This window comes from Proteus columbae (assembly GCF_009914335.1).
GTDB lineage: Bacteria > Pseudomonadota > Gammaproteobacteria > Enterobacterales > Enterobacteriaceae > Proteus.
This window is the reverse complement of record NZ_CP043925.1, coordinates 474,026-500,814: the sequence shown is the minus strand read 5'-3', so window position 1 is coordinate 500,814 and position 26,789 is coordinate 474,026. Positions and strand designations below refer to the sequence as shown.

At 39.6% G+C, this 26,789-nt stretch carries 25 protein-coding genes; 14 read left to right on the top strand and 11 right to left on the bottom strand.

Translation table 11 applies throughout. The features are described 5' to 3' along the window. Nucleotides 1-45 precede the first annotated feature (45 nt). The 5 genes from ugpB (at nucleotide 46) to F1325_RS02385 (ending at nucleotide 5,498) form a co-directional block, all read left to right on the top strand. Entirely contained in the window at nucleotides 46-1,353 is a 1,308-nt protein-coding gene (ugpB, locus tag F1325_RS02405; protein WP_160229951.1) for a sn-glycerol-3-phosphate ABC transporter substrate-binding protein UgpB, read from the top strand. Nucleotides 1,354-1,415: 62 nt separating this feature from the next. Further along, nucleotides 1,416-2,300 carry a sn-glycerol-3-phosphate ABC transporter permease UgpA gene (ugpA, locus tag F1325_RS02400; RefSeq protein ID WP_109372020.1) on the top strand — a complete coding sequence of 295 codons (885 nt, stop codon included), beginning with the start codon at nucleotides 1,416-1,418 and terminating at the stop codon, nucleotides 2,298-2,300. Continuing rightward, on the top strand, nucleotides 2,300-3,148 hold the full coding sequence (gene ugpE, locus F1325_RS02395; RefSeq protein ID WP_109372022.1) for a sn-glycerol-3-phosphate ABC transporter permease UgpE: 849 nt from the start codon (nucleotides 2,300-2,302) through the stop codon (nucleotides 3,146-3,148). The genes ugpA and ugpE overlap by 1 nt, the downstream gene beginning before the upstream one ends. Nucleotide 3,149: 1 nt before the next feature. Beyond that, nucleotides 3,150-4,250: a sn-glycerol-3-phosphate ABC transporter ATP-binding protein UgpC gene (ugpC, locus tag F1325_RS02390; protein WP_109372024.1), complete on the top strand. Its 1,101-nt coding sequence runs from the start codon at nucleotides 3,150-3,152 to the stop codon at nucleotides 4,248-4,250. A 495-nt stretch (nucleotides 4,251-4,745) separates the two neighbouring features. Then, nucleotides 4,746-5,498: a M48 family metallopeptidase gene (locus F1325_RS02385; protein ID WP_109372027.1), complete on the top strand. Its 753-nt coding sequence runs from the start codon at nucleotides 4,746-4,748 to the stop codon at nucleotides 5,496-5,498. Nucleotides 5,499-5,553: 55 nt separating this feature from the next. On the opposite strand, the gene F1325_RS02380 is transcribed toward F1325_RS02385, so the two are convergent. Beyond that, on the bottom strand, nucleotides 5,554-6,021 hold the full coding sequence (locus tag F1325_RS02380) for a MarR family winged helix-turn-helix transcriptional regulator (protein WP_160229950.1): 468 nt from the start codon (nucleotides 6,019-6,021) through the stop codon (nucleotides 5,554-5,556). A gap of 117 nt (nucleotides 6,022-6,138) precedes the next feature. Between F1325_RS02380 and F1325_RS02375 the strand changes: the two genes are divergently transcribed. Together F1325_RS02375 and panM are read left to right on the top strand one after the other, a co-directional pair. Continuing rightward, entirely contained in the window at nucleotides 6,139-7,326 is a 1,188-nt protein-coding gene (locus F1325_RS02375) for an MFS transporter (RefSeq protein ID WP_160229949.1), read from the top strand. Between the two features lie 11 nt (nucleotides 7,327-7,337). Next, nucleotides 7,338-7,745, top strand: coding sequence for an aspartate 1-decarboxylase autocleavage activator PanM (gene panM, locus F1325_RS02370; protein ID WP_109372033.1), 408 nt, complete (start codon nucleotides 7,338-7,340; stop codon nucleotides 7,743-7,745). Between the two features lie 172 nt (nucleotides 7,746-7,917). Here panM and F1325_RS02365 read toward each other — a convergent pair whose 3' ends face one another. From F1325_RS02365 to ftsY, 5 genes are all read right to left on the bottom strand, one after another. Next, complete coding sequence (locus tag F1325_RS02365; RefSeq protein WP_160229948.1) at nucleotides 7,918-9,060, bottom strand: glycerate kinase; 1,143 nt, start codon at nucleotides 9,058-9,060, stop codon at nucleotides 7,918-7,920. A 94-nt stretch (nucleotides 9,061-9,154) separates the two neighbouring features. Next, complete coding sequence (gene rpoH, locus F1325_RS02360; protein WP_023583733.1) at nucleotides 9,155-10,009, bottom strand: RNA polymerase sigma factor RpoH; 855 nt, start codon at nucleotides 10,007-10,009, stop codon at nucleotides 9,155-9,157. A 372-nt stretch (nucleotides 10,010-10,381) separates the two neighbouring features. Then, entirely contained in the window at nucleotides 10,382-11,359 is a 978-nt protein-coding gene (ftsX, locus tag F1325_RS02355; RefSeq protein WP_109372037.1) for a permease-like cell division protein FtsX, read from the bottom strand. Continuing rightward, nucleotides 11,352-12,017, bottom strand: coding sequence for a cell division ATP-binding protein FtsE (gene ftsE, locus F1325_RS02350; RefSeq protein WP_023583735.1), 666 nt, complete (start codon nucleotides 12,015-12,017; stop codon nucleotides 11,352-11,354). The genes ftsX and ftsE overlap by 8 nt, the downstream gene beginning before the upstream one ends. Before the next feature lie 5 nt (nucleotides 12,018-12,022). Beyond that, complete coding sequence (ftsY, locus tag F1325_RS02345; protein ID WP_160229947.1) at nucleotides 12,023-13,537, bottom strand: signal recognition particle-docking protein FtsY; 1,515 nt, start codon at nucleotides 13,535-13,537, stop codon at nucleotides 12,023-12,025. Nucleotides 13,538-13,765: 228 nt separating this feature from the next. Between ftsY and rsmD the strand changes: the two genes are divergently transcribed. Both rsmD and F1325_RS02335 read left to right on the top strand, forming a co-directional pair. Continuing rightward, on the top strand, nucleotides 13,766-14,350 hold the full coding sequence (gene rsmD / locus F1325_RS02340; protein ID WP_160229946.1) for a 16S rRNA (guanine(966)-N(2))-methyltransferase: 585 nt from the start codon (nucleotides 13,766-13,768) through the stop codon (nucleotides 14,348-14,350). Between the two features lie 17 nt (nucleotides 14,351-14,367). Continuing rightward, entirely contained in the window at nucleotides 14,368-14,664 is a 297-nt protein-coding gene (locus tag F1325_RS02335) for a DUF1145 family protein (RefSeq protein WP_109372044.1), read from the top strand. Nucleotides 14,665-14,744: 80 nt separating this feature from the next. Here the strand turns inward: F1325_RS02335 and F1325_RS02330 are convergent, their stop codons facing one another. Then, on the bottom strand, nucleotides 14,745-15,131 hold the full coding sequence (locus tag F1325_RS02330; protein ID WP_208797906.1) for a DUF2500 domain-containing protein: 387 nt from the start codon (nucleotides 15,129-15,131) through the stop codon (nucleotides 14,745-14,747). A gap of 147 nt (nucleotides 15,132-15,278) precedes the next feature. On the opposite strand from F1325_RS02330, the gene F1325_RS02325 reads away from it, so the two are divergent. Both F1325_RS02325 and F1325_RS02320 read left to right on the top strand, forming a co-directional pair. Next, nucleotides 15,279-15,905: a lysoplasmalogenase gene (locus tag F1325_RS02325; protein WP_109372048.1), complete on the top strand. Its 627-nt coding sequence runs from the start codon at nucleotides 15,279-15,281 to the stop codon at nucleotides 15,903-15,905. Between the two features lie 179 nt (nucleotides 15,906-16,084). Further along, the gene (locus F1325_RS02320) at nucleotides 16,085-18,472 is read left to right on the top strand and encodes a zinc/cadmium/mercury/lead-transporting ATPase (RefSeq protein WP_160229945.1); all 2,388 of its coding nucleotides are present in this window, start codon (nucleotides 16,085-16,087) and stop codon (nucleotides 18,470-18,472) included. A 64-nt stretch (nucleotides 18,473-18,536) separates the two neighbouring features. Here F1325_RS02320 and tusA read toward each other — a convergent pair whose 3' ends face one another. Then, nucleotides 18,537-18,791: a sulfurtransferase TusA gene (gene tusA, locus F1325_RS02315; RefSeq protein ID WP_109372081.1), complete on the bottom strand. Its 255-nt coding sequence runs from the start codon at nucleotides 18,789-18,791 to the stop codon at nucleotides 18,537-18,539. Between the two features lie 205 nt (nucleotides 18,792-18,996). Here tusA and F1325_RS02310 point away from each other — a divergent pair, with 205 nt between their 5' ends. From F1325_RS02310 to F1325_RS02300, 3 genes are all read left to right on the top strand, one after another. Beyond that, nucleotides 18,997-19,671: a 7-cyano-7-deazaguanine/7-aminomethyl-7-deazaguanine transporter gene (locus F1325_RS02310; RefSeq protein WP_160229944.1), complete on the top strand. Its 675-nt coding sequence runs from the start codon at nucleotides 18,997-18,999 to the stop codon at nucleotides 19,669-19,671. A gap of 364 nt (nucleotides 19,672-20,035) precedes the next feature. Then, the gene (locus F1325_RS02305; protein WP_088493854.1) at nucleotides 20,036-21,139 is read left to right on the top strand and encodes a glycerol dehydrogenase; all 1,104 of its coding nucleotides are present in this window, start codon (nucleotides 20,036-20,038) and stop codon (nucleotides 21,137-21,139) included. Nucleotides 21,140-21,198: 59 nt separating this feature from the next. After that, the gene (locus F1325_RS02300) at nucleotides 21,199-22,344 is read left to right on the top strand and encodes a phosphoenolpyruvate-utilizing N-terminal domain-containing protein (RefSeq protein WP_109372055.1); all 1,146 of its coding nucleotides are present in this window, start codon (nucleotides 21,199-21,201) and stop codon (nucleotides 22,342-22,344) included. A 179-nt stretch (nucleotides 22,345-22,523) separates the two neighbouring features. On the opposite strand, the gene glpC is transcribed toward F1325_RS02300, so the two are convergent. Genes glpC through glpA form a run of 3 tightly spaced genes read right to left on the bottom strand, consistent with a single transcriptional unit; the run spans nucleotide 22,524 to nucleotide 26,669 of the window. Further along, nucleotides 22,524-23,717, bottom strand: coding sequence for an anaerobic glycerol-3-phosphate dehydrogenase subunit GlpC (gene glpC, locus F1325_RS02295; protein WP_088493856.1), 1,194 nt, complete (start codon nucleotides 23,715-23,717; stop codon nucleotides 22,524-22,526). Further along, on the bottom strand, nucleotides 23,714-25,021 hold the full coding sequence (gene glpB / locus F1325_RS02290; RefSeq protein WP_109372057.1) for a glycerol-3-phosphate dehydrogenase subunit GlpB: 1,308 nt from the start codon (nucleotides 25,019-25,021) through the stop codon (nucleotides 23,714-23,716). The genes glpC and glpB overlap by 4 nt, the downstream gene beginning before the upstream one ends. Continuing rightward, nucleotides 25,011-26,669 carry an anaerobic glycerol-3-phosphate dehydrogenase subunit A gene (glpA, locus tag F1325_RS02285; protein ID WP_208797905.1) on the bottom strand — a complete coding sequence of 553 codons (1,659 nt, stop codon included), beginning with the start codon at nucleotides 26,667-26,669 and terminating at the stop codon, nucleotides 25,011-25,013. The genes glpB and glpA overlap by 11 nt, the downstream gene beginning before the upstream one ends. Between the last annotated feature and the right edge of the window lie 120 nt (nucleotides 26,670-26,789).

Below are 26,789 nucleotides of genomic sequence, written 5' to 3'. Positions count from 1 at the left end.
AGATTAGATTGCACCTTTAACTTTCGATTAAAAAGGAAATTCTGCATGTCGATAAAATCAATAACAGGTCTTGCTGTTGCAATGGCGTTATTTACTTCTCCTACACACGCAAAAACACAAATTGAATGGTGGCATGCAATGGGAGGTGCGCTCGGTCAAAAAGTAAATCAAATCGCCTCTGATTTTAACGCCAGTCAATCTGAATATGAGATAAAACCCGTTTATAAAGGCACTTACGCTGAAACGATGACCAGTGCAGTGGCTTCATTTCGTGCTAAAAACCAACCCGCTATTGTGCAAGTCTTTGAAGTGGGCACAGCGAGCATGATGGGGGCAAAAAAAGCCGTTTTTCCTGTTTATCAATTAATGGAAAAAACTAACGAGCCTTTTGATCCTAATAGTTATTTATCAACTGTCACGGGCTATTACACCACCAGCGATGGAAAAATGATGTCACTGCCGTTTAATAGCTCTACGCCTGTACTTTATTACAACAAAGCCCTCTTTAAAAAAGCAGGCATAGAGCAACCACCAAAAACATGGAAAGAGATGGAAGCTGTTTCTCAGAAACTGCTCGATTCTGGAGTAAAATGTGGATTTACCACCACATGGCAATCATGGACACAAATCGAAAATTTTGGTGCGCGTAATAATTTACCTATTGCGACAAAAAATAACGGTTTCGATGGTTTTGACACTACCTTCCTTTTTAATAAAGCGCCTTTCGTTAATCATATTCAACAAATGGCAGATTGGTCGAAATCTGGTATTTTCAAATATGGCGGACGTCAATCGGATGCAATGTCACTGTTTTATACCCAAGAATGCGCCATGGTGATGGAATCATCAGCAGGTTTTGCGGGCATTAAAGAGAATATGAAAGGGATTGATATTGGTGTTAGCCAATTACCTTATGACGATTCTCTTGTACAAAAACCTGCGAATACCATTATTGGCGGAGCGTCTTTATGGGTTATGTCGGGACGTCCAGATGCCGAATATAACGGTGTTGCCAAATTCTTTACCTATCTTTCAAGCCCTGAAGTACAAGCCGATTGGCACCAAGCAACAGGTTATTTACCGGTGACTAAAGCCGCTTATGCGTTAACACAACAGCAAGGCTTTTATCAGCAAAATCCGGGCGCAGATACGGCAATATTACAAATGACAACCTCTGAACCTACCGCCAATTCCAAAGGATTACGCTTTGGTAATTTCCTGCAAACTCGAGAAATCGTTGATGAAGAGTTAGAAAAAGTGTGGTCAGGAAAACAGACCGCTCAGGCTGCGTTAGATAATGCTGTTGCGCGTGGGAATGAGCAGTTACGCCGTTTTGAACGAACTCAACAATAGTCACTTATATTAGGCGAGCAAAGTCGCTCGCCTTCTGTTTTTATCGATTTACTGGACATTGTATGGCTTCTCAATCCATTTATTTTAAACAAAAATGGTTACCTCTCGCGCTAATTTTTCCTCAATTAGCTATCACGCTTATCTTTTTCATTTGGCCTGCGGGGCAAGCTTTCTTTCAGTCATTTCAATTAGAAGATGCGTTTGGACTTAGTCGAGAATTTGTTGGTTTTGAAAATTTTCAGCGACTTTTTAGTAATCGCTATTATTTTGACAGTTTAATCACGACATTAATTTTCAGTATCAGTGTCGTGTTTCTCTCTATGCTGTCAGCGCTTATTTTGGCGGGTATTGCAGAGCAAGTCTTACGTGGCAAACTGTTTTATCGCACTATTTTAATTTCACCCTATGCCATTGCGCCAGTTATTGCAGGCTTTCTGTGGCTATTTATGCTTGATCCCACAATTGGTGTATTAAGCCAACAATTAAAGAAAATAGGTATTAATTGGGATCCTGTACTTAATACACATCATGCTATGTGGATGGTGATTTTAACGGCGACATGGAAACAAGTGAGTTATAACTTTCTGTTTTTCCTCGCCGCCTTGCAATCTGTACCTAAATCTCTTTTAGAAGCTGCAGCTATTGATGGTAGTGGCCCCATTAAACGCTTTATTACTATCAGTTTTCCTTTAATTTCTCCCACAACCTTTTTCTTACTTGTGGTTAATTTTGCTTACGCCTTTTTTGATACTTTCGCCATTATCCACGCGATGACGCAAGGTGGCCCTGGTAGTAGCACCTCAACACTGGTTTATAAGGTCTATAACGATGGTTTTGTGGGATTAGATTTAGGCTCCTCCGCCGCACAATCCGTTATTTTGATGTTTATTGTCGCGATATTAACCATTATTCAATTTCGTTATGTTGAGAAAAAGGTGGCTTACTGATGGTTGAACGTAGACCTTTATTTCATGCTTTCTGCCACTTTATTCTTATTGTTGGCATTCTTTCTGTGGCATTCCCTGTGTGGATTGCGCTAGTGGCAACAACCCATCAAAACACCGAGTTTGCCACAGGCTCTCCTCTTTGGTTTGGTACTGAAGGCTTCAATATTTTTAAAACGATATTTTCACAGGCAGGTACAACGCAAAATAGTGCAATTTCAATTAACAGCATGTTATTGAATTCGTTAGTTATGGCGTTAGTGATCACCATAGGGAAATTAGCTATATCGATTTTATCGGCCTATGCCGTGGTTTTCTTTCGCTTTCCGGGACGGATGCTCGCCTTTTGGACTATCTTTTTTACCTTAATGTTACCTGTTGAAGTTCGCATTATGCCGACATTTGAAGTCGTCACTGATCTTAATATGTTGAACTCTTATGCCGGATTAACCATTCCATTAATTGCTAGCGCCACAGCCACTTTTTTGTTTCGTCAATTTTTCCTGACCATCACCCCTGAATTAATTGAAGCCGCAAAAATTGATGGCGCTGGGCCGATTAAATTCTTTTTCACTATCTTGCTTCCTCTTTCTCGCACCAATATCGCTGCCCTTTTTGTTATCACCTTTATTTATGGGTGGAATCAATATCTTTGGCCAATGCTTATCACAACTGATACCCACTACTACACCATTGTGATGGGAATTAAACAGATGGTTGCGGTTTCTGATGGTGTCGTTGAATGGAATAAAATTATGGCAACTACATTGATCGCCATGTTGCCGCCAGTCCTTATCGTCATTCTGATGCAAAGAGCCTTTGTAAAAGGCTTTATTGATACGGAGAAATAATATGACAACCGTAACGCTCACTGATTTAGAAAAACGCTATCCTAATGGACACCAAGCTATTTCGAAATTGAACCTTTCTATTGAGCAAGGTGAAATGGTGGTGTTAGTTGGCCCAAGTGGTTGTGGCAAATCAACATTACTGCGAATGATTGCAGGATTAGAAACCATCACACAAGGTGATTTACTCATTGATAATTTACGTGTTAATGAACATGAACCGAGTGAGCGAGATATCGCAATGGTGTTTCAAAACTATGCGCTTTATCCTCATATGTCTGTCTATAACAACATGGCATATGGTTTACGTAATCGAAAAACACCCAAAACCCAAATAGAAGAACTTGTCACAAATGCGGCTAACATGCTGGAAATCAGTCATTTATTGGATAGAAAACCCAAAGAGCTTTCCGGTGGACAACGTCAACGTGTCGCAATGGGAAGAGCCATTGTGCGTAAACCCAAAGTGTTTTTATTTGATGAACCACTCTCTAACCTTGATGCAAAATTACGTGTTCAGATGCGTCTGGAGATCAAAAAATTACAGCGAAAACTCTCCACAACCTCGATTTATGTGACGCACGATCAGGTAGAAGCGATGACATTAGCCGATAAGCTGGTGGTTTTAAATCAAGGAAATATAGAGCAAGTGGGGACGCCTTTAGAGATTTATGAAAGTCCAGCTTCCGTGTTTGTGGCAACGTTTATGGGCTCTCCCGCAATGAATATCTTAGATGTCCTAATTAATCATGGTGTAATTGAAATCGCTGATGGGCATATTGCCGTTTCATCTCAGCATCTTCCTTATCAAGCCATTAAATTAGGTTTACGCCCTGAACATTTGATCATTAGCCATCAACATCCCCTTTTTCATGTTGAAGTGGAATTTATTGAAGCACTAGGCGCTGATGTTTTAATTTATGCCACGACTTGTGATAAACAAAAACAGTCTATTGTTATTCGCGCACCTAACAATCATGGTGTGAATATTGGTAATAAAATTGGTCTAACCATTCATCCTGAAAACCTTCATTTCTTTAATGAGCAAACAGGAAAACGTATTAACCGCCCTTTTATGCTCATCAGTGAATTAATGGTTTCCTGATACATCGATATCAATTTATTCATTTTCGGTTTAATCTTAATAGCGGTGCTTTAAGCATCGTTATTTATTTATCACTAAGCAATAAATATTAAAAATATAAAATTTGTCAGAATTAAACAAATAAAACCCACATCTAAATACAACGTTCCTTTGATATTATTCCAAGTAAATTCAAAACAGCATAACGTACACTCAGAGTAAGTATAATCAATGATCTACATAGATATTACTAAGAAAAATTTATCTTCTCCCTATTAGACACTATATTAATCTTCTTAAATTTAAAGAAGTTAAAATAACCAATATGTTTTTCCATCATCATTTTAAGAATAAAAAATAATATTTTTTAGATGAAAAAAATAGAAATATATATTCAGATAATATTTATTACATAAAATGCTTATATTGCACCGATAGATAAGCACTGTTATTCTTCCGCTCGTATTTAATACGCAATTATATAAAACTGCGCAGCAGAAAAGGACTTAAATCAAAATGAAAATCAAATTACTTGCTACAGTGATGGTATCAGCAGCACTACTCTCTGGTTGTCAAAACCTTAATACCGATATGTTGACCAAATCAGGCACTCAACTATTCCAAGCTGCAACATTAAGCGATAACGATATCAAAGCGCTAACGAATGATGCTTGTAAAGAAATGGACGCTCAAAATAAAGTTGCACCCGCAAATAGTACCTACACTAAACGTTTAAATAATATCGCTAAAGCGTTAGGTAATGAAGTTAATGGCACGCCAGTAAACTACAAAGTTTATATGACTAAAGATGTGAATGCGTGGGCTATGGCTAACGGCTGTGTTCGTGTTTATAGCGGTTTAATGGACATGATGACAGATAACGAAGTTGAAGGCGTGTTAGGTCATGAAATGGGTCACGTTGCTTTAGGTCATACTCGTAAAGCAATTCAAGTTGCACACGCAACAGTTGCAGCACGTACTGCGGCAGCATCCGCGGGGGGTGTAGCAGCGCAATTAAGTAGCTCTCAGTTGGCTGAAATGGGACAAAAACTGGTTAATGCTCAGTTCTCTCAACACCAAGAGTCAGAAGCAGATAATTTCTCTTACGATCTGCTGAAAAAACGTGGGGTAAGCACCGCAGGTTTAGTCACAGGTTTTGAGAAATTAGCTAAACTAGGTGGCGGTGATTCAAGTATGTTTGATTCTCACCCACCATCAAAAGAGCGTGCAGATAATATCCGTAATCGCATTGCTGAAGATAAAAAATAATTACCTTGCCCCTGTATCCCATGATATGGGGGTTTTCTTTTCAGGTTTATCCTTTTTACGAATGGCGAAAAGTGTTTGTCACATCAGCAAAAAAACGTTGGATCGCTTGTTTTTCACTCTGATTATATTGTTCAAATAACGCAGACCATTTTGCTTGAGATTGTTGATGCAACACCTCATGCGCGTGAAAAAGCCGCTCGCCTTCTTCTGTTAAGATAAAAAATATTTCTTTCTGATTATCTGCTAATTTTATTTTTTCAATCGCGCCTTTCTTTTGTAATCGACTACATATCTTTGAGACAGCACCTCGTGTCATTACCATATATTCACTGATGGTTGTGAGATTTCTCATACTCTCTTCACCAATACAATGGATCACATGCAGTTCTGTGAGTGAGTAATTATCTAACCCATTCTCTTTTAATACTTTTTTATGATCGCTATCGGCTTGTTCATCTTTAAGATGCAAAAAATCACTTAACCCTTTTAACAAGTCTTCTGTTGTCACATTCTCTTTTGCCATTTTGTTTCCTTGGAAAGGATATTTTTAAAAAATAGTACCAAAAGTATTTACAACAATCAAAATATCGCTATTATTTGTTTTGTTTCCATGGAAACAAAAACAACAAGAGGCAATATAATGAAATTATCAATCCGCAGTCTGTTTTATCTCATTTGTTTTAGCGCACTACTAGGCTCTTTGGCGCAAAATATCTATACCCCTGTACTTCCCTTGATCCAACAGCTATTTAATACCACGCTATCATTGGTTAATTTAACGGTATCTGCATTTACTTTTGCTATGGCTGTTATGCAACTGTTTTACGGCTCCTTGATTGATAAATGGGGAAGAAAACCTATTTTACTCAGTGGGTTAGCCATCTCAATTGTGGGTGCTTTGGGTTGTGTTTGGTCTGATTCTATTGGGGTATTTATTTTTTGGCGGGTGATCCAAGCTATTGGTATTGCAGCTATTCCTGTGGTTGCAGCCACTATTCTTGGGGATCTTTATCAAGGAAACGAGCGTGCTAAAGCAATGGGATCATATCAAATGTTATTAGCACTAGCTCCTGCTTGTGGTCCTTTATTAGGCGGGTATTTAGCGCAACATTATCAATATCAAGGTATTTTTATTTTCTTGGCCGTAGTCGGTGTCATATTACTTATTACGCATCTCTTTTATTTACCTGAAACACGTCCAGAACAGAAAGACGCCTTTACAAGCATGTCTGCAATGCAACAAGTGCTTATAGCTCCTGCGGGTAAATCTGTATTTATCATCAGTTTTATGGTGTTTTATAACTATTTTTGTCTCTTAGTATTTTTACCCTTAATAGCCTTTCATCTCTATCAGCTTAACAGTACCGAAATCGGTGGATTATATATCCCTATGTCGATTGCTCTGATTTTAGGTAGTTATCTTTACCGTAGGATCTGCCATCTATTCAATGTGGAATATGGTGTGATTATTACCTCTTGTATTAACCTGATCATGTTGACGTTATTTGCACTCTTTTGGCAAATATCACTTCCTGTGATGTTGGGTTTAACCGTGTTATATGGGCTTTCTCTCGGATTAACCATGCCAACACACACCACATTATTGGCGAGCTATTTTAGTTCAACCAGAGCAACCGCAATGGGGATTTATAACTTTATTCGTTATTGTGGAATGGCTGCGGGTCCTATGGTGGCGACCTATTTTGTCACTGGTAATAGTTATGAGTATGTCTTTTATTCTTGTGTGATCTTCACGAGTTTGGCATTGTGTTTCGCATTCAAAACATTAATGTCATCATTAAAAGAAAAAAGGCACACTGCAAACTAACAGGAAATTTGATGAAACTGACTATTGAAAAACTGACACAGCTTTCAGCACAAGACCGTATCGATTTAGGTAAAATTTGGCAAGAGCCTTGTTATCAACATGCACTAACAACCGAAATTACCGAAGATAACACTCTCTTTGTGGCACGTTTTAATGAGCGATTACTGGCGGCTTGCCGTATTCAATTATCGGGTAATAAAGCGATAATCACCGATTTTATGGTCAGAGAAGTAACACGTCGCCGTGGTGTTGGGCATTATTTACTGACACAATGTTTATCTGCATATCCTGATATTACCCATTGGCAAGCAATAAGCTTATCCGCTGAAGAAAATGGATATGATGTTGCACATGCTTTTTTAACACACCATCAATTTAATCCATCACCACAATCTGATCTTTATGTTCTCAATATTTGACAATATTCTTACTCTAAACAATTCTACAACTTGAATATATGCAACATATACTCTAAATAATTCAAGATGTAGCTAGGCGACAAATGAAAGAGTCGCTAGGAGCATACATCAGTATGTTAATGCGAATGAACGCAGTCAACAACACTACAACTTGAAGTATGACGAGTAAACGCTACGGCTTGAAATATGAAGAATAATAAAGTCGAGCCACATTATAAGCTGTCTCATTAAGATTTTTTTGCGCATTACTTAACGCATCAGAAAGTGTAGAAACACCAGGAACAATAGAAAAAACCGCATCAATACCCTGCTGATGAACTACATCGTAATCCGGTAAATAACCACCGACCAACGCAATAACAGGAAGGTGGTATTTTTTTGCCAACTTAGCAACGCCTGTTGGTGTTTTACCTTGCGCCGATTGGCTATCCATTCTCCCCTCGCCCGTGATCACCAAATCTGCATCAATAAAATGTCTTTCTAATTCAACGGTTTTAGCTACCAATTCGACACCTTGCGAAAGTGTTGCTTGCGTAAATGCAAGCAAAGGCAGAGCCAATCCTCCCGCCGCACCACTTCCTGCTATATGGATAAGAGTGCGTTGCGTCATTTTCTCAAGATAAGTACCAAAATGGTGTAATGCGTTATCAAGTTGCGCAATATCGTCTTTGGTTGCTCCTTTTTGTGGACCAAAAATAGCGGATGCTCCTTTTTCGCCACACAATGGATTAGTGACATCGCAAGCAATCTCAATTTCAATATGTTTTAGTTTGGGATTGAGTTTGGTGATATCAATAGAATGAAGTTGGGCTAATGAGCGTCCACCAAAAGGCAAAGATGTACTAAATTTATCTTTAAGACCAAGACCGAGTGCTTGCATCATCCCTGCACCAGCATCATTTGTAGCACTTCCACCTAATCCTAAAATAATTTTTTTAACACCCATTTCAAGTGCAGCATTAATTAATTCACCTGTACCATAACTAGTCGTCAAATTGGGATCACGTTGAGATGAAGGAATAAGATGAAGACCAGAAGCTTGTGCCATTTCAATCACAGCGGTGGTGTTATCACCTAAAAGTCCCCACGTTGCGGTCACTTGTTTACCTAAAGGCGAACACACTTGTGTAGAGATAAAACGGCCTTGTGTTGCATCCACCAGTGATATCACCGTTCCTTCACCACCATCAGCCATAGGAATACAACAATACTGTGCATCGGGTAAATAACGTGAAAAACCCTGTTTTATTGCTGTTGCAACTTCTTTCGCACTTAAACTTTCTTTAAAAGAATCAGGGGCGATAACTATTTTCACGTTATTTTCTCCAAGCAATAAAAAAGCGATATTTTCATATCGCTTTTATAACATACTCTACTTTATGGGAGCGTGTGCTTGGTCTGAAATGTGATTAATCTTCAATCGCTAAACGCAATTTCTTCATCGCATTTTTTTCTAATTGACGAACACGCTCGGCAGAAACACCGTATTTTGTCGCCAAGTCTTGCAATGTCGATTTGTTATCATCATCTAACCAACGAGCACGAATAATATCTTGGCTACGTTCATCAAGAGTTTCAATTGCTGACGTCAGTTTATCTGTCGCATGATTATCCCAGTTATCTTCTTCAATGCCGTCGGCAAAGTCAGAAGACTTATCTTCTAGGAAGAGTACAGGGGCAATAGGATGTGAGTCATCACTATCGTCAGCGGTCATATCAAATGCCATATCTTGTGCTGACATCCGTGATTCCATTTCTCGGACATCACTTTCTGATACACCTAATTCTCTTGCAACAAGCTCCACTTCATCTTGATTAAACCAACCTAAACGCTTTTTATTTTTTCGCAGATTAAAAAATAGTTTACGTTGTGATTTTGTGGTCGCGACTTTCACGATACGCCAGTTGCGTAGCACATATTCGTGAATTTCAGCTTTGATCCAATGCACAGCAAAAGAGACTAGTCGAACACCCACTTCTGGGTTAAAACGACGAACCGCTTTCATCAAACCAATATTACCTTCTTGGATAAGATCAGCTTGTGGTAAGCCGTAACCTGAATAGCTGCGAGCAACATGAATAACGAAGCGCAGATGTGAAAGGATAAGCGTTCTTGCTGCATCCAAGTCACCATCGTAATGCAGCCGTTCAGCGAGTTCCTTTTCTTCCTCTGCGGTTAACATCGGATAGGAATTGGCTGCACGTATATACGCTTCGATGCTGCCTTGCGGAACCAATGCTAAGGATTGCATTTCTTTTGTCATTCAAATCCTCATGAAAATCAAATAAATAATTAATTAAAATTATCGCTGTAAGGGAAAGTAGATGAGCCTTATAAATATAGCTTAAATAGGAAGTCTGTTAAGGTTTTTTACGATGTGTTTTTATCATAACGACTATTTGACCAGCATAAAGACTAAAGGTTCATCTCGCATCTATGTTTACATATCTTTGTACTTTTCTATCACAGAAGCAAATATGACTGTTGCCTTATCGTAGAAAAGAGTGCGTGCATTATTATGCCAGAGACGGGGCGTCGATAAAATGGCTGGGTGACAATATTAACGTAACCCAGCCTGATAAAAAAAATATCTTCTCATTATTTATGAGGATAAGTATAAAAACACTCTAATTCATTATTCTGGTGTGAATTGACGCAAATGTTGCATTGTTGTCAACCATGCAGCAAGCCAGCCAATTGTCATAGCAACTAGAATAAGAATGATAGATTCATCAAAACCTAGTCCTGAAATGGAAAATGAAGTCCCAAACACGATCGCGGCTTGAGTCACTACATCAGAGAGTTTCCACACCAGTAAAGCTGAAAAGATCAGCGCAAATACGGCACCAATAAAGCCGAGGATCAATCCCCAATTAAGGAAAGGACGCATAATAAAGCCATCAGTTGCACCAATTAGCTTCATCACATTAATGGTGTCTCGGCGACTGAAAATATTGAGGCGCACACTGTTACCAATTACCAATAACAGGGCAACAACCATCAATGTGCCAATCACCAAAGCAATTTGCCCGACTAATGAAGTTAACGTTGAAAGCCGAGTAAACCAACTATCATCCATTCTTACTTCGTCAACACCGGGTATTTTCGCTACTGTATCACGCAAATTCGTCATTAATTGTTGATCGCTAGGCTCCATAACAGGTGTCACAATCGCAACCGCAGGTAATGGATTCTCTTCTAACATATCTAACGCACTGCTAAAGCCAGCCCAAGAACGAAATTCTACTAGCGAATCTTGTCGTGAAAGATAGTTAACATCTTCGACTTTTTCTAAGGCTTCTATTTTTTTGATCGTGGCTTCAGCTAATGAATCATCAAGAGATTTATCAAGATAAACTGTTAATTGTGGTGTTGGATACCATTGTTCTGACGCAGTTGAGACATTCTTCCAGACAATATAGAAGATGCTAGGTAAAGTGAGTGATATAGCGACAACCATTACCGTTAAAAAAGAGGAGAGCGGCTGGCGTAAAAAATCAGCCATAGTATTACGCCATGCGTAACGCCATTGTTCTCGTCTTCCCCCTTTTAGCGCCTTGGTTTTTGCACCTGGCGTTGGCATTGATTTACGGGAACTTTTTGCTTTAGCCATTTTGTCCTCCCACCATTCTGCCTTGCCCTAATGTAAGAATGCGATAATTTCTGCGCTCTATCAGAGACATATCGTGCGTCGCCATTAACACCGTTACACCAACACGGTTGAACTCTTCAAAAAGGCGCATGATACCTTCTGAAAGCTCACCATCAAGATTACCTGTTGGTTCATCTGCAAGCAAAACTGTCGGTTTATTCACAACAGCGCGCGCAATACCGACACGCTGTTGTTCACCACCAGAAAGTTGAATAGGATAATTTTTGGCTTTATCCAATAGTCCTACTTTATCTAAAGCGGCTGAAACTCTTCGCCGAATATCCTCTTCACTCGCGCCAGCAATAATCAGGGGAAGAGATACGTTGTCATAAACCGTTCTATCCATCAATAAGTGGTGATCTTGGAAGATCATCCCAATTTGACGACGCAGAAAAGGGATCTCACTATTTTTTAGTCTACTGATATCATGACCAGCAAACCAAATAGCACCATCACTTGGTCGTTCTATTCCACAAATTAACTTAAGCAATGTACTTTTACCGGCGCCAGAGTGACCCGTTAAAAAAGCCATTTCACCAGGGCGAAGATGAAAATCAACCCCCTGTAATGCTTGTCTTCCACCTAAATAAGCCTTGCTGACGTGTTCGAAGCGGATCATTAAAACTACTCCTCGCGGGCAAACAGAGCCTCAATAAAATCGTCGGCTTTAAACGGACGTAGATCTTCAATACCTTCACCTACCCCGATATAACGGATAGGAATACTAAACTGATCAGCAATGGAGAAGATAACGCCCCCTTTTGCTGTACCATCGAGTTTAGTCAATGTTAATCCAGTTAGCCCAACTGTTTCATTAAAGAGTTTTGCCTGACTAACTGCATTTTGTCCAGTACTTGCATCTAACGTCAGCATCACTTCGTGTGGTGCTTCTTCGTCTAATTTCTTCATAACACGAACGATTTTTTTCAGCTCTTCCATTAAATGGGATTTATTCTGCAATCGTCCTGCGGTATCAGCAATAAGAACATCGACACCTTTTGCTTGGGCTGATTGAATTGCATCAAAAATAACAGATGCAGGATCAGCGCCAGTATGTTGTGCCACAACAGGGATATTATTACGCTCGCCCCAAACTTGTAACTGTTCAACAGCCGCAGCTCGGAATGTATCACCTGCAGCTAACATGACAGATTTACCTTCAGCTTGGTATTGTCGCGCTAATTTTCCGATTGTGGTTGTTTTACCAACACCATTAACGCCAACCATTAAAATAACAAAAGGTTTTTTACCTTCAATATTTAATGGTTTATCAACCTTACTTAAAATATCGCCCATCTCTTCACGTAATTTTCCGTAAAGGGCTTCAGCATCTTTAAGATCTTTATGGGTGGCGTGTTTGGTCAGGCTAGTGATGATTTTAGTGGTGGTTTCCATACCCACATCAGCAATTAAGAGTTGCTCTTCTAACTCTTCAAAAAGCTCATCATCAATTTTCTTACCACGAAATAGGCTAAGGAACCCTGAACCTAAGTTCTGACGAGTTTTCAGTAAACCTTTTTTCAGTCGGCTAAAAAATCCTTCTTTCTTAGGTTTCTCTTGTTCAACAACTTTATCTGCTAGTACTTCTTCGCGTAAAGATTCAATATCTTCAGCTTCCGCTTGCGCAATAGCAAGACGTTCGTTTTCTTCTTCTTGCGCTAAACGTTGTGCTTCAGCTTCTTGAGCCAGACGTTCCTGCTCTAAACGCGCCGCTTCTTGACGTTGCGCTTCTAAACGTTCTTGTTCCGCTTTTAGTTCAGCTTGGCGTTGCGCTTCTTCTTGCGCTAAACGTTGGGCTTCGGCCTCTTGAGCCAGACGTTCCTGCTCTAAACGCGCTTGCTCTGCATCTATTTCTGCTTGGCGCTGAGCTTTCTCTTGTTCTAAACGTTGTTTTTCAGCTTCTTGTGCCAATCTATCTTGCACAACACGTTGCGCTTCTTGGCGCTCTACTTCTAAACGTTCTTGTTCCGCTTCTAATTGCGCTTGGCGAGCCGCTTCTTCTTGCGCCTCTTTTGCCAAACGTTCTTGTTCTAAACGCTCTTCTTCTAAGCGTTGCTGTTCTTTCTCTTGCTCAATATTTTCTTCTTTGTTACGCCCAAAACCGAGCCACGAGAAAAAACCTTTTTTTTCTTTTGCCATTAGCTACTAAACTCCTCGCACTAAATCATGGCGCGATTACATTGACGATATTGAAAATAATAATGAAGTCTATCATTTGATCATAGATAAACGCATCTTTTATACGAATTTTATGGTAAATTATTGCGGATTAAATCAAGGGAAGTCATCGAGATAACAACAGACACGAATTCCTTATTCCAAAAGACACTCCAAAACTCACGTTTAAACGATATAAATCAAAATAATATGGCCAAAAAACCACAAAAAGCCCCAATGGGACAAATCAGAATAATTGGGGGAAAATGGCGTGGTCGTAAACTTCCTGTTCTCGATAGCCAAGGATTACGACCAACAACGGATAGAGTGAAAGAAACGCTCTTTAATTGGCTAATGCCTGTTATCCAAGATGCCCGTTGCCTCGACTGTTTTGCAGGAAGCGGTGGTTTAGGAATTGAAGCTCTTTCTCGCTATGCTCGTGAAACCACGTTTATCGAATATGAACGTGCAGTTGCCCAACAAATTACCGCAAACTTAACCTTACTAAATGCAGAGAATGGGCATGTCATTCAAGACAGTGCATTGTCATATCTCGCTAAACAAGGTTCACCTTATAATGTCGTTTTTTTAGATCCTCCTTTTCATAAAGGCATGTTGTCAGACACTATCCAATTATTAGAAAATAACGGCTGGTTAGCGCAAGATTGCTATATTTATATTGAGGAAGAAATTAAAGCACAGACTTATACGCTTCCTACCACTTGGACATTGCATAGAGAGAAGATCGCAGGGCAAGTTGCGTATCGTCTTTATATTCGCAGTCTATCTGCTTAATTTTTTATGGAGCTGCTATGTTAATCTTTTTTGGCCGATTTTTAATGGTCGGTGTTTGGGGCTTTCTATTTTTAAATATTATTTCCCCGTTTCCTAAGCCTTTAAAATATTTTATGGATATCGCTATGATTTTTATGGTGATTATGCATGGTTTACAAATTGTCATGTATAAAGCAGGACAGCCTAAAGATCAAAAACCGTCAACGGCATTACAATTTCGTATTTTCTTTTTTGGTATTTTTGAGCTATTAAAAATACAAAAAGAACTACGAAAAGAATATGAAGAAAAACAAAAGAATAAAACGAAACAATAACCGTAATATCGTTATATCCTCGCAATTATCTGGGGTGGTCAACCAACCCCAGAGGTTGCCAATCTTATCAACAAATTCTCTTATTTCTTGTTTGATTCATCATTTGGCATATCAGTTTCAAATTTCACAAAACGACTGCCTTGCATAAATAAACGCCCTTTCATTTTAGGCTCGATATCGTGATAAGACGATTTATCAATCTTTAACACTAAATCTTTACGCAAGTCAGTGGTCAAACGAAAAGTCACTTGATAATAATGTGTTGTTTCAGGGCCATTCACATCATTTTCTCTTGAGCGCCGTTCATTTGCAGCAACTTCTCTTTTATCAATAACATCAACCATATAAAGTTTAACGGGCGCATTATCATCACTTATTCGTTGCTTTCTTTGTTCAAAAAAACGATAAGTTGCTGACGCTATAATAATGATAAGTACTGCAATTCCTAAAATAGCCGCTTTATTCATTACATTAATTCCTATCGTTATATGGATTAAAAAGTAAGGTGCTTTATATTATTTTAATAAGTCCGTCAGTTTCGTCATTAACCGCTATTCTTAAATTAAACTTTCTGTTATCAATAATAAAACAGTTCTGAATATAAGGAAGATATTATGAGTTGGCCTTTTCTCGCCGTATTATTCTCCGGGTGGCTTTATATCGATGCAGCATATCGAGGCCCTAATTGGCAACGATGGTTATTCCGTCCTATCACGCTACTTCTTTTATTACTTTGGGCATGGCAAGTTCCTGAACACAGTATTAATAGCTACCTTATTGTAGGTGCATTATTAGCTACTTTGCTTTCTGATATATTAAGAATGTTTGATAGTAAGTATTTACTACCATCTTTTGCCTTGGTTTTCTTAAGTTACATTCTTTATATGGTCAGCTTTTTATTACCACTGCAACTCTCTTTCTATCTTCCTTTACTTGGATTCGTCATTCTTGCTTTCATTATCATTTTAGTGATTGTTTGGAGTAAGCTCGATAAATTAGCTATCCCTGCGTCTCTTACTTTATTAGCTGCATTTGCTATGTTTTGGATTGCTGGAGAAAAATTCTTCTACTTAAGTAACGATTACAACCTATCTATTATGATTGGCTCATTGTTGTTAGTAATTGCTTACTCAATATGGCTTATCAACCGCTTCCGCTTCTCATTCTCGGCTTCTAAAGGGCTTGTCAGCGCCTGTTATTTTATTGGGCATTTCTTTATCGTCAGAGCCTTATTCATTTAGCATCCATTAACCCCTTGTTTTTACAAAATAGAATGAGGGGTTAATTTTTTGACCTAATTCGCACTTTTTGCCAATGAATATGCCTTCGGTATCTTGACTCTGGACTCTACTCCAAGCTGTAAAGTACTTATCAGATAAATGAATTTAAACTTTACTTTGTTGAACAAGGAGAGCCAGTTATGACTAAACATGCTCATCAACACGATAATCATAAACATACCGATGCTTGCTGCTCAAGCTCTCAATGCTGTTCAGGTCACTCAGAGAATAGTACGCACTCACATACTGAAAGCGGACATTCTCATACCAAGACAGATAAAAGTGATCCTGAATGCGAGGATGAGCATCACCACAAACATGATCATGATGGTCACGATCATAGCCATGATGGGCATAATCATGCTCATGGAAGCTGTGATATCAACGCCCCTGTTTCTAACATTGAGCCAGAAAAGATTGCACAACAACGCTTTAGCTGGAAAGTACAAGGTATGGACTGCCCAAGTTGCGCACAAAAAATTGAAACCGCAGCACTTAAAGTGGCTGGTGTAAAACAAGCAAAAGTCCTTTTTGCCACCGAAAAATTGGTCGTTGATGCGGATAGCGATCTACGCGCAGATGTCATTGCCGCAATTAAAAGTGCAGGATTTGAGCTTTTTGATCTTTCATCTCCTCAATCTAAAAAAGTGGATAAGCAAAGCCTATTAAAAGAGAGCTCGTTTGTCATTGTACTTGCGATTTTAATGGCAATTAGCTGGGGTGCTGAGTTTATTGATCCTCAAGCAGGACGTGCCGCTTTTCTTGCAACAACCTTAATTGGCCTATTCCCCATTGTGAAAAAGTCTTTGCAACTTATTCGCAGTGGTACACCTTTCGCCATAGAAACGTTGATAAGTGTTGCCGCAATTGGTGCGCTCTTTATTAATGCTACCGAAGAAGCAGCAATGGTTATTTTGCTGTTTATGATTGGTGAAATGCTGGAGTCTTATGCCGCAGGACGTGCTCGTCGTGGTGTCAGTGCATTAATGGCATTAGTGCCAGAAGAAGCGACATTAGTCAAAGATGGTAAAAAACAAACTGTGCCTGTTGCGCAATTACGTCCAGGCGACATCATCGAAATTGCACCAGGTTCACGCTTACCCACAGATGCGGAATTAGTCAGTGCATTTGCAAGCTTTGATGAAAGTGCATTAACGGGTGAATCCGTGCCAGTAGAGCGTCTACAAGGCGAAAAAGTGGCAGCAGGTTGTTTATCTGTGGATAGAGCTGTACAGATGAAAGTGGTATCTGAACAAGGGCAAAATGCTATTGACCGTATTTTGCAATTGATTGAAGAGGCTGAAGAGCGTAGAGCGCCAATTGAGCGTTTTGTGGACCGCTTTAGTCGCTACTATACCCCTGCTATTATGCTGTTCTCTGCATTAGTGATTATTGTGCCACCGCTGTTCTTTGCTCAGCCTTGGGAAACATGGTTCTATCGCGGCTTAACGCTGTTATTGATTGGTTGTCCTTGTGCGTTGGTTATCTCAACACCAGCAGCAATTACCTCAGCATTAGCTGCTGCTACAAAACGTGGTGCGTTAATTAAAGGAGGTGCAGCGTTAGAGCAATTAGGCACCGTTAATACCATCGCACTTGATAAAACAGGTACATTGACTGAAGGGAAACCTCAAGTTACGGATGTTGTTGCTGAAACGGGGTTTAATGAAAAAGAAGTCCTGACTTTTGCTTCATCCGTAGAAGTCGGATCACATCACCCATTAGCAAAAGCCATTATCAATAAAGCACAAGAACAAAGCGTGCTTGTTGTTGAAGCGGAAGATCGTAAAGCCTTAGCGGGTAAAGGTATTGAAGGTTATTTAAATAGCCAACACATTCTAGTGAGTGCGCCGTCTCAATTATCAGAAACAACAACATTATCGCCTCAATGGCAACAAGAGGTTGCACGCCTTGAAGATGAAGGTAAAACCGTTGTTGTTGTATTAAAAGAGAGTCAGCTAATCGGTGTTATTGCTATGCAAGATACCTTACGCAGTGATGCCATCGAATCAATGAAATTATTGAAAGAGATGAACATTAATGCCGTAATGCTAACGGGCGATAATCCAAGAGCCGCAGCGGCGATTGCGAAAAAACTTGGCATGGATTTCCGTGCAGGATTACTCCCTGAAGATAAAGTGACTTCAGTGATGGAAATCAGTAAAACGCATAACACCATGATGGTCGGTGATGGTATTAACGATGCGCCAGCAATGAAAGCAGCGACTATTGGTGTTGCAATGGGAAGCGGAACTGATGTCGCACTGGAAACCGCAGATGCAGCATTAACACATAACCGTTTAACAGGTTTACCTGAAATTATTCAGTTATCTCGTGCAACACGCAAAATTATTCGTGAAAACATCACTATCGCGCTAGGCTTAAAAGCCGTGTTCTTAGTGACCAGCTTATTAGGAATAACAGGGCTTTGGGTTGCAGTACTGGCTGACTCTGGTGCAACAGCCCTTGTCACCGCCAATGCCGTAAGATTGTTAAGAGTAAAACTTAAATCATCTAGCAAAGAATAAAGTAAACTAAAAAACCCAAACTTCAATAATTGAGGTTTGGGTTATTTTTTAGCGCGATGATAAATTACAGATTGCTCTCTTTTTTACGGATAAGATAACGATAAGGTGCAGATTCAGTCTCTTGATTTAATAAATCATGTTCCATAAAACGACAAAAGCCGGGAATATCACGCACTGTGGCAGGATCATCCGCAATGACTAAAAGCGTATCACCTAATGCCATATTTCTTATGGTTTTACGCACTAACATCACAGGCTCAGGGCAACGTAGGCCTAGCGTATCTAATGTCTTAGTTGCATCATCAAATTGAGCATTCATTCTATTAACCATTCTTCTTACACTGACAGATTGCGTCATTATATCTCGCTTTCGTGTTCACATCACGGCACATTAAGCACAAAGGTATTCCCGCTAACCTTTGCTTTTGTTGCGCAACAGGCGTATTATGCGCATCCTCTCATTTAAGAGAGAAATCACTGTTTTATTGGGTTCCCTCACCCCAATCACTAAAAAGGTACAATTTATGTATATGTTTACTCCCCGCCAAAAAGCGGTGGCGCTGTTATGGCTTTCTTTGTTCCACATTCTGATAATTACATCTAGTAACTATCTTGTGCAATTGCCTATCTCCATTTTTGGTTTCCATACCACTTGGGGTGCCTTTACTTTTCCGTTTATTTTTCTGGCAACAGATTTAACGGTTCGTATTTATGGTGCGCCTTTGGCTCGACGCATTATTACTGCCGTCATGATCCCTGCATTAGCAATTTCTTACCTGATCTCAACGCTCTTTTTCCAAGGAAGTTGGCAAGGTTTTGCCTCATTAACTGATTTTAATATCATGGTGGCAAGAATTGCGACAGCAAGCTTTATGGCTTATGTGTTAGGTCAAATCATGGATGTGTCTGTCTTTAATCGTCTAAGACAACAACAAAAATGGTGGGTAGCACCAAGTGCAGCGATGTTCTTTGGTAATTTACTCGACACACTCGCCTTCTTCTTTATTGCATTTTATCGTAGTACTGACGCATTTATGGCGGAGAATTGGGTTGAAATTGCATTGGTTGACTACGTGTTTAAATTGACCATCTGTATGCTGTTTTTCTTGCCTGCATATGGTGTTTTGTTGAATTTTATTTTGCGTCACTTTTTCGCACAAGAAAATCAAAAACAAGATTATGCTGAAATTCGCTCATAATCTGTCTCACCTCGCAAAAAAATAATGACATAAATGTCATAATTCAAACAATAAAGCTTCATAAATCAATTTTATGAAGCTTTATTCTGACCGAAATAATTTATTATTTTACGTAAATATTTCTTATAGTAATTAATTAGCATGATTAGTCAAACAACGTACAGAATATTACTTAAATATCATTATTATGATGTTTTTTGCATGCTAATATAAAAATGATTAATTATTTCCAATGAAATATTTTATTCGTCTATTAAACTGTTAATGTATTTAAGTTCATCTCCATAGAATTCTGTGTCAATTGGGATGACAAGCCCCACCATAAGGATTTTTTACTCTCTTTTGCGAATAGTAGGAGTCTATTATGTTAAAAGTTATTCAATCCCCCGCTAAATATATTCAAGGACCAGATGCGCTATACCATATTGGTAAATACGCAAAACCTTTTGGCGATAGAGCACTGATTATTGCTGATAAATTTGTTATGGAGCTCGTCGGAAGTACCGTCAAAGACAGCATGTCTCAATATGAAGTGAATGGGCACTTTGAACTGTTTAATGGTGAATGCACACACAACGAAATCAATCGGTTATCTGAACTCGCAAAAGCACAAGCCTCTCTTGTGATCATCGGCGTTGGTGGAGGTAAAACACTTGATACTGCCAAAGCTGTTGCTTATAAATGCCAGCTTCCTGTCGTCATCTCTCCAACCATTGCTTCCACTGATGCACCAACAAGCGCACTTTCTGTCATTTATACAGAATTAGGCGCGTTTGATAGTTACCTTTTCTACCCAACAAATCCTGATGTCGTTGTGATGGACACCAATATCATCGCTTCTGCACCAGCTCGTTTATTAGTGGCTGGAATGGGAGATGCTTTAGCAACCTACTTCGAAGCAAGAGCCTGTAGTCATGCCCAAAAACAGACTATGGCAGGAGGCAAATCAACACTAGCAGCTCTAGCTCTGGCTGAACTTTGCTATAACACCCTTTTAGAAGATGGTTATAAAGCAAAACTCGCAGTCAGCCGAGGTGTTTGTACAACGGCAGTAGAAAATATTATCGAAGCTAATACTTTCTTAAGTGGTATCGGTTTTGAAAGTGCGGGTCTTGCGGCTGCCCATGCTATTCATAATGGGTTTACGGCATTAGAAGAGTGTCACAATATGTACCATGGCGAAAAAGTCGCCTTTGGTACATTAGTCCAATTAGTGTTAGAAAACAGTCCATTAGAAGAGTTAGAAGAGTTCCTCGATTTCTGTATCTTAGTCGGACTACCGGTCACTTTAGAAGAGTTGGGTATCAATGCAACAGGCGATGAATTAAATGAAAAAATCATGGCGGTTGCTGAGTTAAGTTGTGCTGAAGGTGAGACAATTTACAACATGCCATTTGATATCGATTCCGATAAGGTTTATGCCGCTATTTTAACTGCCGACCAATTAGGACGGGAATGGCTTTATTAAAGCCTGAGTAAACAGGGAGTGTTTATCTCCCTGTTTGCATTTACAAAAAAGGGTGATTTATGGTCAGTATCGTATTAGTTTCAAAGAGCCTTACGCTCGCCAATGGTATTAAAGAGCTCGTTAATCAGACTGTAGATCGCCAAGTAAAAATTGCCATTGCGACCAACTATCAAACACCCTCTGATCTTGCTAATGAAGTGTCACCAGAAACGATACTCACAGCAATTAAAAAGTGTTATAGCAAACAAGGTGTACTCGTTTTACTCGATACTTATCATTCAGCACAAAATGCAGCACTCGCTATCGCTAATCTGGAGCATAGCGTAGCCACTAACGTCGCGTTAAGTTCAGCACCGATTGTTGAAGGCACCTTGGCTGCCGCCAATAGTATTGCGTTAGGCGCTTCGCTTGAAGAAGCAGAAAAAGCGGCGCATAAAACCATTACAATTAAAAAACTGCAATTAGGTGAAAATCTGCCTAATTTTAATATTCACCCTAAAAACACAAATTACGAACCTGTCAGAATTATCACCGCACCTGTTTGGCTATACCCTTATCATCGTTTTGTGATCCCTCGTAAAAAAATATCCTCTCACTTATTACTTGAAGAGCAAAAACGTCTCGTAAAAGCCATTGAGCGCTCCAAAAAAGATATAGACTGGTTAACAGAAGAAGCGTACCGCACGATTGGAGAACAATATGCCCATATTTTTTCTAGTCACCGCTTCTTATTAGAAAATACAGAATTACAGCTGACTGTATGTAGCATGATAAGCAAACATCACTGTAATGCTGAATTTGCCTTACAGCAGACATTCATTGATTTAATAGATACTTATGCGCAAATGGATGATGATAATATGCGTGCTCGTGAAAGTGATTTAGATGATATTTTATCTCGATTACTACGCTATTTAACTTCAGCACCTCCGCCAATCACGCATCCTCCTTATACGAACGCAATTCTGGTGACAAAACAGCTTCATCCCTCCACATTAATGGCTCTTGATACCAATAAGATTAAAGGAATTTTATTAAGTCACGGCAATCCTCTGTCTAATACAACTGAATTGGCTAATGCACTAGATATTCCAATTATTAATGAAGCTGGAAAACAAGCGCTCTCGCTGACCGACGGGCAGAATATAACGCTCAAAAAAGTCCAAAATATTTGGCTTTATCAAAATACCTATATCTCACATTAAAAATAAGAGTATTTAAATAACCTGAGTTCCACCGTATCAGGTTATTTAATTTCCTTATTCTTTTATATTTCACAACTTTTTTTACTAAAAATAAAAAAGGGAATAAAAGATCCTCTTTTATTCCCTAGCTGCTTGTTATCTTAGTAATCAATTATTTTTTATTATCGAATAGGTAGTACTTATAATGCTCTTGCTAATAAACTAATAGGGTGTTCACATTTTTTCGTCGTTGACATCTCAATTTGCCATTTACAGGTTTCACAGTCTGTAATTACCAAATCACAGCCACTCTCTTCAATCTGGCGGAATAAGCCCGCACCAATGCCTTGAGCAACATCGTAGTTTTCAGATTTAAAACCGTAAGTTCCGGCAATACCACAGCATTGAGAATCTAAAACAATGACTTCAACACCAGGGATACGCTTAATTAAATCAATGGAATACGCTGTCCATCCCATTTTTTCCATATGACAAGGTGTGTGATACGCCACTTTTAACGGAGTGTGTTTCAGTGGTAATTCACGACCTTCTTCTAATAAGCGATAAATATAACGTGTTGCTAATTCAATGTTTTCACGTACTTTTGATGTATCAACATCAAGGATATGTTCATACTCATCACGAATAGTGAAAGTACAGGTTGATGATGTTGCAACAACAGGAATATTGTTTTCAACAATTTTTTCTGTCAGAGATTCAAGGTTTACCGCGGCTTGTTTTTTAGCTTGTTTAACAAAACCATTCGCAATTAATGCAACACCACAGCATTTTTCACGTTTTAATAACTGAACACCAATCTCCATTTTGTTGAATACTTTAACTAAATCTTTCCCTAATTGTGGGTGGTTATAGTTAGCATAACAACCATGAAAGAAGGCAACTTGATCTTTAAAACGCGCCTGCTCTTCAACTTGTTTTTTCATCCATGTTCTAAATGTACCAAAAGAGTATTTTGGTAATTCGCGACGATGGTCGATTTTAAGTGCTTTATCCAAGATCTTGCGTACAGGTTTTAATCCTGTAATGGTATTTACTATCGGCGCCATTGGCGTTGATAATGTGCCCATGAGATCCGTATGACTTAAAATAGCATCACGAAGTTTTGGTGTTTTTGTATTGTAGTTCAGTTTCGCACGCGAAATGATGTCACCAATCTTCACATCTGACGGACAAGCAACTTCACAACGCTTACAATTGGTGCAATATTTCAATGCTTCATCATAAAGCATCGGATCTTTTAAGCGTAAACGCTCACCATCAGGACCCGCTTGTTTAGGACCCGGATAAAGTGGATTTACTTTTGCAACAGGGCAGTAAGTCGTACAAACAGTACACTTAATGCACGCTTCAAAACTGTTATCATGTAAACTCATTGTGCTGCCTCCACAACCGCAGATGTGGTCTGTTCTGATTTATTGTGCTGTAAAATTTGCTGCGCTGCATAAAGTGCGCTGATCATTGAAACACCTGCACCACAACCTTCATTAAGCGGGTCAAACCCACCTAATACAGCACCTACGGCGTAAACATTCTCTAAGACTTCGCCATATTTCATCGGTCTTAATTGACTATCTGTATCAACACCAAATCGCATATAAGGCTGTTTCGCAAAGACATTCTTTTGTGTCCACTCATTGCGAGGTAATGTTTCTAGCAAATCAAGTTCCATCAAAGGTTCATAGACACGATCAAACTCTGCAATTAACCCATTATTGAAGAAGCTGCCCGTTGCCAATACAACATGCTCACTGCGAATCGGAATGTCAGTATGGTTTCGAGTATGAATACCTGTAACTTTATTCCCTACTAAATCAACTTGTTCTGCACGATCGCCCGGCATTATTAAACCGCCAGCTTTTTGGAAACGCAGTTTTAATGCTTGATGTAAGCGAATACCTAATAGTGATGGCGGCAATGTCGGTAATAAACAGATAGGTTTACCGACAAGTTGTTGAAGTAGCATCACTGGCTCTTCAGCATCCAGTCCAATACATGCAGGTAAAATAATTGCTTCAACACTATCATCGATATGCTTTTTCAGCTCTTCCGCTAACGCTTTAGTGTTTTCAGGTTTATCTAAATAGCGCGCAATATTGACTGCTCTAAATTCACTTGGATTATCACGCAATCTGTCTAATAGCGGTAAGTGGATATGATAAGGAATAGACTCAACACCTTGCTCATTCAGCGTATTGCTTGCAAATTGTGGCTGAAAATCTAAGAAGCCTTCGATTCCAACAACAGCCAGCTTTTTCCATGGCAACGCTTGATCAACACCATGCGTTGGCACACGTTTTGGGCTCATCCAACTCATACGTGAACGCCCAACGGGTGTAATACGATAATGGTTTTCATCACCATTACCTTGATATTCAAGGCCTTTCGTACTTGATAATAATGCTTGAGCCTGTTCAATTAAGGTTGAAACCTGAGTTTCACCCATACGACTATAAGGATGTTTCGGAGCAAGCTCAGCCAATGCTGCTAACGCTTTTTTAGGTTGAGTCACTAACGAACCATCAGGAAGATGAGTTAATAGATCTAGCGAACCTGATGAAAAATGTAGTGCGCTTTGACCATTACTGATAATTGCGCAAGACTTACCTGCTTCAGCAAGACGAATACCTGCGGTTAATCCTGCAAGCCCGCTACCTATAATGATGACGTCAAATTTCATTATCTGCCTCCGCTGAAGCTGTTTTTTCAATCATATCAGCATCTAAACCACATAAACCTTGGTAAACCCAACTGGTGAATTCACTCTCACGTAACGCATTACCCCAAGCAATTGGTCGAATACCTTTCCAACGCTCATTTAAGAAATGGGCAAGCTGCTGTTCTGATTCGTGAGGAGTAGTGACTTGTAAACGGTTTAATAAACCCGCTGCACGACAAGCACAAAGTTCACCTTGGCATGTTCCCATACCCACGCGAGTACGGCGGCGTAAATCAAGTAAGTTATTGACAGTTAAAGAGTTAACCGCATAGCGAACTTCCCCCGCCGTAACGGCTTCACATTCACAGACTAAACTCTTATCGCTACGTTCATTACTCAATAATTTATTCGCTAAATCACCGTGGCGATAAACCGCAGAACCACGAATTGGCGCAGGTAATGAAACAACGCTACGTAATGCTTGCTCTGCAGATTGGCGAGAGCCCGGTAAGGCTTCTTCTGCGGTTGTACATTTAGCAAAGACATTTAATTTTTCGCAGATTTTATCTGTTGCCCATTCAGCCATTAAACGGTAAGTCATTAATTTACCGCCAGTAATGGTAATAAAGCCTTCTAATCCATCACGTTGCGCATGGTCGAGTAAAACAATACCACGGCTAACATTACGACCAGATGGATCATCATCACTTGCAACTAAAGGACGCACACCAGCATAAGCACGTAAAATGCGAGTTTGAGCCAGTTTTGGCGCTAACATTGAGCCTTCACGGATGAGAATATCGACTTCTTCAGGGGTGACATACATATTGTCGATTTCATCGTAAGGTACTCGTGTTGATGTTGTACCAATTAATGAAATGGTATCGCCAGGCACTAAAATATCGGCATCCGCAGGTTTACGACAACGGTTGATCACCATATTGTTAATACGATGACCCAAAATCAACAACGCACCTTTGGCTGGGAACATACGAACTTTTAACTCGCCATATTCAGCGATTTTTTGCCCCCAAATTCCCCCTGCATTTGCCACTATTTGCGCACGAATTTCATACAGTTTTTTCGCTTGATGATCGTAAACTTTCACACCTTTAACACGGTCGCCTTCACGAATAAGTCCAACAACTTCATGGTAAGTCAGTACTTGGGCGCCATGTTCGCGAGCATCTAACATATTTGCGGCAGTTAAACGGAAAGGATCGACAGTACCATCTGGCACTTTAACCGCGCCGATTAAATTTGGGTTAACAGATGGCTCTAAGCAAATAGCTTCTTCGGGTGAAATCGCTTGAGCATCAATACCTGCTGCTTGGCAAGATTGAATAAAGGTCTGTTGAAACTCTAAAGAATCTTCAGGAAGGGTAATAAAAAGGCCATCCGTTTTTTCAACACAATGACGAGCGACCCGTTTTAAAACCATGTTTTCTTCAATACACTCACGCGCTGACTCTGGGTCTGTTACTGCATAACGCGCACCACTGTGTAACAATCCATGATTTCGACCGGTTGCACCGGTTGCAATATCATGCCTTTCAAGCAGAACGCAACGTAATCCACGGCGTGCACAGTCTCTTGCCATGCCTGCACCGGTTGCTCCCCCGCCAATAATAATGACATCAGTTTCTGTCACTGGTGAACCGCTCATCATAGAGATGCCCTCTCACATTACATTCAACAAACGCTTATTTATTCTTTAGCGTTAATTATAGTGTATAAGATACACAAAAAATGTGGTTAATGTTTGATAATGAGCAAAAACGAAAGAGAA

Bases quoted from the DNA above. Each gene is read 5' to 3' on its own strand.
- ugpB (WP_160229951.1), top strand. From the start codon at position 46: ATGTCGATAAAATCAATAACAGGTCTTGCTGTTGCAATGGCGTTATTT.
- ugpA (WP_109372020.1), top strand. From the start codon at position 1,416: ATGGCTTCTCAATCCATTTATTTTAAACAAAAATGGTTACCTCTCGCG.
- ugpE (WP_109372022.1), top strand. From the start codon at position 2,300: ATGGTTGAACGTAGACCTTTATTTCATGCTTTCTGCCACTTTATTCTT.
- ugpC (WP_109372024.1), top strand. From the start codon at position 3,150: ATGACAACCGTAACGCTCACTGATTTAGAAAAACGCTATCCTAATGGA.
- F1325_RS02385 (WP_109372027.1), top strand. From the start codon at position 4,746: ATGAAAATCAAATTACTTGCTACAGTGATGGTATCAGCAGCACTACTC.
- F1325_RS02380 (WP_160229950.1), bottom strand. From the start codon at position 6,021: ATGGCAAAAGAGAATGTGACAACAGAAGACTTGTTAAAAGGGTTAAGT.
- F1325_RS02375 (WP_160229949.1), top strand. From the start codon at position 6,139: ATGAAATTATCAATCCGCAGTCTGTTTTATCTCATTTGTTTTAGCGCA.
- panM (WP_109372033.1), top strand. From the start codon at position 7,338: ATGAAACTGACTATTGAAAAACTGACACAGCTTTCAGCACAAGACCGT.
- rpoH (WP_023583733.1), bottom strand. From the start codon at position 10,009: ATGACAAAAGAAATGCAATCCTTAGCATTGGTTCCGCAAGGCAGCATC.
- ftsX (WP_109372037.1), bottom strand. From the start codon at position 11,359: ATGGCTAAAGCAAAAAGTTCCCGTAAATCAATGCCAACGCCAGGTGCA.
- ftsE (WP_023583735.1), bottom strand. From the start codon at position 12,017: ATGATCCGCTTCGAACACGTCAGCAAGGCTTATTTAGGTGGAAGACAA.
- ftsY (WP_160229947.1), bottom strand. From the start codon at position 13,537: ATGGCAAAAGAAAAAAAAGGTTTTTTCTCGTGGCTCGGTTTTGGGCGT.
- rsmD (WP_160229946.1), top strand. From the start codon at position 13,766: ATGGCCAAAAAACCACAAAAAGCCCCAATGGGACAAATCAGAATAATT.
- F1325_RS02335 (WP_109372044.1), top strand. From the start codon at position 14,368: ATGTTAATCTTTTTTGGCCGATTTTTAATGGTCGGTGTTTGGGGCTTT.
- F1325_RS02330 (WP_208797906.1), bottom strand. From the start codon at position 15,131: ATGAATAAAGCGGCTATTTTAGGAATTGCAGTACTTATCATTATTATA.
- F1325_RS02325 (WP_109372048.1), top strand. From the start codon at position 15,279: ATGAGTTGGCCTTTTCTCGCCGTATTATTCTCCGGGTGGCTTTATATC.
- F1325_RS02320 (WP_160229945.1), top strand. From the start codon at position 16,085: ATGACTAAACATGCTCATCAACACGATAATCATAAACATACCGATGCT.
- tusA (WP_109372081.1), bottom strand. From the start codon at position 18,791: ATGAATGCTCAATTTGATGATGCAACTAAGACATTAGATACGCTAGGC.
- F1325_RS02310 (WP_160229944.1), top strand. From the start codon at position 18,997: ATGTATATGTTTACTCCCCGCCAAAAAGCGGTGGCGCTGTTATGGCTT.
- F1325_RS02305 (WP_088493854.1), top strand. From the start codon at position 20,036: ATGTTAAAAGTTATTCAATCCCCCGCTAAATATATTCAAGGACCAGAT.
- F1325_RS02300 (WP_109372055.1), top strand. From the start codon at position 21,199: ATGGTCAGTATCGTATTAGTTTCAAAGAGCCTTACGCTCGCCAATGGT.
- glpC (WP_088493856.1), bottom strand. From the start codon at position 23,717: ATGAGTTTACATGATAACAGTTTTGAAGCGTGCATTAAGTGTACTGTT.
- glpB (WP_109372057.1), bottom strand. From the start codon at position 25,021: ATGAAATTTGACGTCATCATTATAGGTAGCGGGCTTGCAGGATTAACC.
- glpA (WP_208797905.1), bottom strand. From the start codon at position 26,669: ATGATGAGCGGTTCACCAGTGACAGAAACTGATGTCATTATTATTGGC.